A 5,694-nucleotide genomic window follows, 5' to 3' on the forward strand; every position below is an offset into this window, starting at 1 on the left:
CTCTTCGTCGGAGTAGCTCTGGCCTTCAGCGGTGATGACCTGCTTGATCGGCAGCTTGTATTTTTTCGCAAAGGCGAAATCGCGCTCGTCGTGCGCCGGCACGCCCATCACGGCGCCGTCGCCGTAGGTCATCAGCACATAGTTGCCGACCCAGACTTCGACCTGCTCGCCGCTGATCGGATGGGTGACGAACAGGCCGGTCGGCATGCCCTTCTTTTCCATCGTCGCCATATCGGCTTCGATCACGGAGCCCATCTTGCACTCGGCGATGAAGGCTTGCAGCTCAGGGTTGTTGCGCGCGGCGTGGCTGGCCAGCGGGTGCTCGGCGGCCACGGCGCAGAAGGTGACGCCCATGATGGTGTCGGGACGGGTGGTGAACACGAACATCTTGCCGTCGCCGATCAGCGCGCCGTCGTCGCCGTTGATGCTGTGCGGGAAGGCAAAGCGCACGCCGGTGCTCTTGCCGATCCAGTTCGACTGCATGATGCGCACGCGCTCCGGCCACCCCGGCAGCTTGTGGTCGACGTAGTCCAGCAGTTCTTCCGCGTAGTCGGTGATGCGCACGTAGTACATCGGGATTTCGCGCTTTTCGATCAGCGCGCCCGAACGCCAGCCGCGGCCATCGACCACCTGCTCGTTGGCCAGCACGGTCTGGTCCACCGGGTCCCAGTTCACGGTGCCGGTCTTCAGGTAGATGATGCCTTTCTCCAGCATCTTCAGGAACATCCACTGGTTCCACTTGTAGTATTCCGGCTTGCAGGCGGCCATTTCGCGCGACCAGTCGATCGCCAGGCCCATCGACTCCATCTGCTCCTTCATGTGAGCGATGTTCGAATACGTCCATTGCGCCGGCGGCACCTTGTTGGCCATTGCCGCATTTTCGGCCGGCATGCCGAAGGCGTCCCAGCCCATCGGCATCAGCACGTTGTAGCCGTTCATGCGCAGGTAGCGGTACATCACGTCATTGATCGTATAGTTGCGCACGTGGCCCATGTGCAGCTTACCGGATGGGTAAGGCAGCATCGAGCAAGCGTAATACTTGCCTTTTGGGAAACGCGGGTCGTTTTCGACGGCTTTGTAGGCGTCGATCGCCTTCCAGTGGGCTTGGGCGGCTTTTTCGACGTCTGCGGGACTATATTTTTCTTGCATGATGGAGCGCACAATGAGTGATATGAACCGATCATTATACGCAATGCCTTGGTGCGCCGCGACATGATGCGCTACCGCGAATATCCGCCGCATCCGGCGCTGGCCGGGCATGTGGCCTGCTTCTGGTCGGCCACGGTGCTGCCGCCGCCTGCCGCCGCGCCTGCCAGCTCACCCAATGCCGCGCCCGGCCGCCCTGCCTTTTCCCACCGCGTGCTGCCGGATAACTGCATCGATATCCTGTGGCAGGACAGCGGCTTGGCCTTCGCGGTCGGCATGATGAGCCGCTTTTTCGATGTGCCCGCCGATGGGCCGGTGCGCACGGTGGCAGTCCGCTTCCTGCCCGGCGCCGCCGCCCTCTTCCTCGGCACGCCCCTCGCCCCGCTGACCGATGGCCGCGCAGACCTGGACCTGCTCTGGCCCCGTTCCGATGCCGACCGTCTGAGCGATGCCCTGTGGTCTTCGGATTTCGATGATCGCGCGCGCCTGCGGCTGATCGAGTCGGCGCTGCTTGCGCGGCTCGCGTTGTCGTCTGCTGCCACCCGCAGCGGCATCGCTCAGGCCGTTCGCGCTGCCCGGGCCGGGCACTTCGCTTTGCCTGCTGCCAGCCCTGCCGCGACACTGGCGCGCCATGCTGTGGCGGCCATCGAATCCTCCGGCGGCGAGCTGCGCGTGGAGACGCTGGCGGATTCCCTTGGCGTCAGCCGGCAGCATCTGTCCGCCCAGTTCCGCGAGCAGGTCGGCCTGACGCCTAAACTCTTCGCCCGCATCACCCGCTTCCGCCGCGCCACTGCCGCCGCCCGCGACTGGCGCACCGCCGCGGCCGCCACCGCGGCACATGCGTCGCCCGCTGCCAGGGCCGCCATTTGCGACGGCGACTGGGCCGACCTCGCCCTCGCCTGCGGCTATTTCGACCAGTCCCACCTCATCCGCGACTTCCACGACTTCGCCGGCGCCTCCCCTGACGCCTGGCTCCTCACTCGCTGACCATCGCGGGTGCGCTGTCCTCGCGCACATCGCTATGGCAAATTCACTCTTTTTGTTCACTCTTTTCCACTCTTTTTCACTCTTTTTCACTCTTTTTGAACTTCGCCGCAGCCATCGGGTCAAAAGAGTGGAAAAGAGTAGAAAAGAGTGAAAAAGAGAGGAGGAAAAGAGTATGTTTGCAATACAGACGTTTTCGATACCAGCTGCCACCCTGCGCGATCTACTCAACTTCGCAGCCGCCAGTGGCAAGCCCGAAGCGGCTACCGAGTTCGCCGATCTAGCCATTCGCGAGTGGCTAGCCCGCGCCAAAGAGCCTGCAGTCCACACCTGCCGCCAACGCGGCTACCAATGGAAAAACCTCTTCCTGCCGGAAGGCACGCAACTGCGCGTCTGGAGCCGCGAAAACGGCGCGCGCTACGCCGAAGTGGTTGGCGACGAAATTCTGCACGCCCGCCGACCGATCACGCCTAACCAGTTCGTGCGGCTGCAAGAAGGCATCCCGCGCAATGCCTGGACCGAAATCTGGCTACTGATGCCAGGCGAAACAGCCTGGAAAGCCGCCCATAGCCGCCGCGACGAGCAGCGGCGGGCGGAGCGCGCCCGAGACGCTCGACCGTTCCTGCCCGCTGCCGCCGCCACCACTGCCACTGCCACCGCCGCACCTGCACCTGCACCTGCAGCGGCAGCCGCACCTACTCCCACGCCAGCGTCAGTGCCGCCGCACCGCCTGCCGCGAATCCCGCCCATTCCGAGCCAGGCCCGCATCCAGGCCAGACAAGGCCAGTCGCTCTGGTGGCCTGGGGGTCCCGAGCGGCGGACGAGCGCGCGGCGGCTGGAAGACTCCTTTCTGGATTGAGTTTCCATTTTTCCAATCGCAACCGTGAACGCCGTGGCAAGATGCGGGCATTCGATAACAAAGGAGGAGAACCACATGATCAAAGGCCTGCGCACTGCGCTCTACCCAACGCCCGACCTGGCGGCCGGCAAAGCCTGGTATGCCAAGGTATTCGGCAAGGAACCCTACTTCGACCAGCCGTTCTACGTCGGCTTCGAAATCGGCGGCTTCGAGCTGGGACTGGTGCCGGACGGCACGCCGGGCAAGGCCGGCTCCCAGGTCTACTGGGGCGTCGACAACATCGAAAAAGAAGTCGAGCGCGTGCTTGCACTGGGAGCAAGCACTCACTCTTCAATCCAGGACGTGGGCGAAGGCATCAAGGTCGCCGAGCTGGCCGACCCGTTCGGCAACGTCCTCGGCCTGATCGAAAATCCCCACTTCGACCCGTCCAAAGTAGCCTGAGCCGCCGCTGGGGCGCTTGTGATACCATGCGCCCCTTCCCCCTCACTCGGCTCCCACCATGCGCAAGCGCGACAACAAATCCATCCTGATCAAAACGCCCGACCAGGTCGAATCCGCGCGCGTGGCCGGCCAGCTTGCGGCCGATGTGCTGACCATGATCGGCCCCTACGTCAAGCCGGGCGTGAGCACCGAATACCTGGACAAGATCTGCCACGACTACATCACCCAGGTGCAGCAAGTGATTCCGGCGAATGTCGGCTATGCCGGCTTCACCAAGACCATCTGCACCTCGGTCAATGAAGTGATCTGCCACGGCATCCCCAGCGCCAAGAAAGTCCTGAAGGACGGCGACATCATCAATATTGACGTGGCAGTGATCAAGGATGGCTGGTTTGGCGACACCAGCCGCATGTACTACGTGGGCAATCCGTCGAAGGCCGCGAAAAAGCTGGTGGATGTGACGTATGACGCCATGTGGGCCGGCATCCGCGCCGTGAAGCCGGGCGCCACGTTGGGCGATGTGGGGCATGCCATTCAAAAGCTGGCCGAAGCGGCCGGCTTCAGCGTGGTGCGCGATTACTGCGGCCATGGCATCGGCATGGTGTACCACGAAGATCCGCAGGTGCTGCACTACGGCCGTCCCGGCCAGGGCATGGAGCTGAAGCCGGGCATGGTGTTCACCATCGAGCCCATGATCAACGCCGGTAAGCACCAGACGCGCGCCTTGCCCGACGGCTGGACCGTGGTGACCGCCGACCGTTCGCTGTCGGCTCAGTGGGAGCATATGGTTACCGTCACCGACACCGGCTTCGACGTCCTGACGCTCGCCCCCGGCGAAAACCCCTGAGGCAAAGGCGGGCGGCAGGCACGTCGTGCCTGCCACCAGTTTCCGCCGTGGGTTTAGCGCAAGGTCAGCTTGAGCGCCGGCTTCTCGCCATAATCCTCATAGCGCTCATTGATGCCGCCCACGCAATAAGTGACTTCCTCGATCAGCTCAGCCGGCACCTTGGCCGCGTCAGTGATGACAATCTCCAGCACCTCGTTCGGCTTGAGCCGGAACTTCGTCATATTCTCTTCATCGCGCAGATAGGACAGGCAGTCCACCCAGGCGTCGATGGTATTCGCGTAAAACTCGGGAAAGCCGAAAGCCTCGCGGCTGGCGGCATGGAAAGCGTCGGCGCCGGCAATGGCCGCGCCGTTCAAGGTGGCAGTCGCCATGATTATTTGTCCTTCTTGGGGTCGGTGACGAAGCCGATTTTCGTCAGGCCGCTGCTCTGCGCGGCCGCCATCACCTGCGCCACCACTTCGTAGCGCGTGTCCTTGTCGGCGCGCAGCTGCAGCTCGGGCTGCGGCTGTTTCGCGGCGGCGGCGGCCAGCCGCTCTTCCAGCTCGCCCGGCTTGAGCGCCTCGTTGTTCCAGAATACCGCGCCGGAAGCATCGATCGCCACCGCCAGCGTGTCCGGCTGCTGCTCGGAAGCCTGGGCCTGCGCCTTGGGCAGATCCAGCTTCACGGCATTGGTGAACATGGGCGCGCTCATGATGAAGATCACCAGCAGCACCAGCATCACGTCGACCATGGGCGTGACGTTGATGTCCGCCATGGACTCCTTCTGCCGGTGATGATTGAAGGCGCCGAAAGCCATCTCACACTCCCGCGCCGTCGCGCGTCAGGTAGGCATGCAGATCGTGGGCAAACGCATCCAGCTCGCTCAGCGTGAGGCGGTTGACGCGGTTAAAACCGTTATAGGCCAGCACGGCGGGAATTGCCACCAGCAGACCGACGCCGGTCATGATCAGGGCCTCGCCCACCGGGCCGGCCACTTTGTCCAGCTGCACCGTGCCCGCGGTCGACACCGCCGCCAGCGCGTGATAGATGCCCCACACGGTGCCCATCAGGCCGACGAAAGGCGCGGTGGAGGCAATCGACGCCAGCAAGGTCAGCCCGCTTTCCAGCCGCGTGGTCGAGGCGTGGATGGCATCGCGCAGCACGCGCGTCAGCTGCTCGCCGCGCCCCATCTCGCCGGCCAGCGAGCTGCGGCCCATCATCTTCACGCCATCCGCGCCGGCCGTGGCCAGCGCCGCGTAAATGCCTTCCGGATCGCCCGATGTCACGCTGGCCACGCCGTCCTGCAAGGTCGGCGCATCCCAGAACGCCTGCACCACGCCCTTGCTGCGGCGCACGCGCCAGGATTGCCAGCCCTTGCCGAGAATGAAGTACCAGCTCAGCACCGACATCAGCAGCAGCAGATAGGACACCGCATGCC

8 protein-coding genes are annotated in these 5,694 nt (G+C 64.0%); 4 read left to right on the plus strand and 4 right to left on the minus strand.

Going from position 1 to position 5,694, the window contains the following annotated elements; all coding sequences use genetic code 11:
* On the minus strand, positions 1-1,149 hold a 1,149-nt coding region (locus tag AB4Z11_RS20765; RefSeq protein WP_442027376.1), incomplete at its 3' end, for a class I tRNA ligase family protein.
* Positions 1,150-1,212: 63 nt separating this feature from the next.
* Here AB4Z11_RS20765 and AB4Z11_RS20770 point away from each other — a divergent pair.
* The 4 genes from AB4Z11_RS20770 to map all read left to right on the plus strand — a co-directional run bounded on the left by AB4Z11_RS20770 (position 1,213) and on the right by map (position 4,277).
* Complete coding sequence (locus tag AB4Z11_RS20770) at positions 1,213-2,133, plus strand: DUF6597 domain-containing transcriptional factor (protein WP_442027377.1); 921 nt, start codon at positions 1,213-1,215, stop codon at positions 2,131-2,133.
* 172 nt (positions 2,134-2,305) lie between these two features.
* Positions 2,306-2,989 (plus strand): hypothetical protein, encoded by a 684-nt coding sequence (locus tag AB4Z11_RS20775; RefSeq protein ID WP_442027378.1) that lies wholly within the window; start codon positions 2,306-2,308, stop codon positions 2,987-2,989.
* A 75-nt stretch (positions 2,990-3,064) separates the two neighbouring features.
* Positions 3,065-3,430, plus strand: coding sequence for a VOC family protein (locus tag AB4Z11_RS20780; protein WP_442027379.1), 366 nt, complete (start codon positions 3,065-3,067; stop codon positions 3,428-3,430).
* A 58-nt stretch (positions 3,431-3,488) separates the two neighbouring features.
* On the plus strand, positions 3,489-4,277 hold the full coding sequence (map, locus tag AB4Z11_RS20785) for a type I methionyl aminopeptidase (protein ID WP_442027381.1): 789 nt from the start codon (positions 3,489-3,491) through the stop codon (positions 4,275-4,277).
* Positions 4,278-4,330: 53 nt separating this feature from the next.
* Here map and AB4Z11_RS20790 read toward each other — a convergent pair whose 3' ends face one another.
* The 3 genes from AB4Z11_RS20790 to AB4Z11_RS20800 all read right to left on the minus strand — a co-directional run.
* Complete coding sequence (locus AB4Z11_RS20790) at positions 4,331-4,648, minus strand: barstar family protein (protein WP_442027382.1); 318 nt, start codon at positions 4,646-4,648, stop codon at positions 4,331-4,333.
* 2 nt (positions 4,649-4,650) lie between these two features.
* Positions 4,651-5,073, minus strand: a complete 423-nt coding sequence (locus AB4Z11_RS20795) for an ExbD/TolR family protein (protein ID WP_442027383.1) — start codon at positions 5,071-5,073, stop codon at positions 4,651-4,653.
* A 1-nt stretch (position 5,074) separates the two neighbouring features.
* Positions 5,075-5,694, minus strand: a 620-nt coding sequence (locus AB4Z11_RS20800) for a MotA/TolQ/ExbB proton channel family protein (protein WP_442027384.1), incomplete at its 5' end; no start/stop codon positions are given.

This window comes from Pseudoduganella sp. RAF53_2, from assembly GCF_052113985.1.
GTDB lineage: Bacteria > Pseudomonadota > Gammaproteobacteria > Burkholderiales > Burkholderiaceae_D > Rugamonas.

Bases quoted from the DNA above. Each gene is read 5' to 3' on its own strand.
- AB4Z11_RS20795 (WP_442027383.1), bottom strand. From the start codon at position 5,073: ATGGCTTTCGGCGCCTTCAATCATCACCGGCAGAAGGAGTCCATGGCG.
- AB4Z11_RS20775 (WP_442027378.1), top strand. From the start codon at position 2,306: ATGTTTGCAATACAGACGTTTTCGATACCAGCTGCCACCCTGCGCGAT.
- AB4Z11_RS20780 (WP_442027379.1), top strand. From the start codon at position 3,065: ATGATCAAAGGCCTGCGCACTGCGCTCTACCCAACGCCCGACCTGGCG.
- AB4Z11_RS20770 (WP_442027377.1), top strand. From the start codon at position 1,213: ATGATGCGCTACCGCGAATATCCGCCGCATCCGGCGCTGGCCGGGCAT.
- AB4Z11_RS20790 (WP_442027382.1), bottom strand. From the start codon at position 4,648: ATGGCGACTGCCACCTTGAACGGCGCGGCCATTGCCGGCGCCGACGCT.
- map (WP_442027381.1), top strand. From the start codon at position 3,489: ATGCGCAAGCGCGACAACAAATCCATCCTGATCAAAACGCCCGACCAG.